Source organism: Zoogloea sp. (assembly GCF_023150065.1).
Lineage (GTDB): Bacteria > Pseudomonadota > Gammaproteobacteria > Burkholderiales > Rhodocyclaceae > Zoogloea.
In genome coordinates, this window is sequence record NZ_JAKLLN010000189.1 from 1 (window position 1) to 571 (window position 571).

Annotated in this window: 1 protein-coding gene; it reads left to right on the forward strand. The window is 67.3% G+C overall.

Annotated features, from left to right (window positions below; translation table 11 throughout):
* On the forward strand, window positions 1–571 hold a 571-nt coding region (locus L6Q67_RS24200; RefSeq protein WP_296576267.1), incomplete at both ends, for a UDP-2,3-diacylglucosamine diphosphatase.

Below are 571 nucleotides of genomic sequence, written 5' to 3' on the forward strand. Positions count from 1 at the left end.
CTGGGCCGGCGACGACGATCTCGACGACCCGCTGAACACCCATGTGGCCGGGCTGCTCGCTACACTTGCCGGAGCCGGCTGCCAGGTGTCCTTCATGCCCGGCAACCGGGACTTCCTGATCGGCGCCGACTTCGCCAGCCGCGCCGGCCTGCAGATTCTTGCCGAACCCGCCCGTATCGAGTTGGGTAAGCAGGCCTTCATCCTTTGCCACGGCGACAGCCTGTGCACCGACGACGTCGCCTACCAGGCCTTCCGCAAGCAGGTGCGCAACCCCGCCTGGCAGGCCCAGTTCCTCGGCCAGCCGCTGGCCGTGCGCAAGCAGATCATCGCCGGCGTGCGGATGAAAAGCGAAGAAGCCAAGTCCGAAAAGGCCGCAGCCATAATGGACGTCAATGCCGACGCCGTCGCAGCGCTGTTCCGCGGGCACGGCTTTGCGCCCCTGATCCACGGTCACACCCACCGCCCTGCCGAACACCGGATCGTCGTGGACGCGCAGCCCTGCGAGCGCTGGGTTCTCGCCGACTGGCGAGAGAACGACGGAGAAGCCAGCGGCGAGGTACTGGTGTGGTCA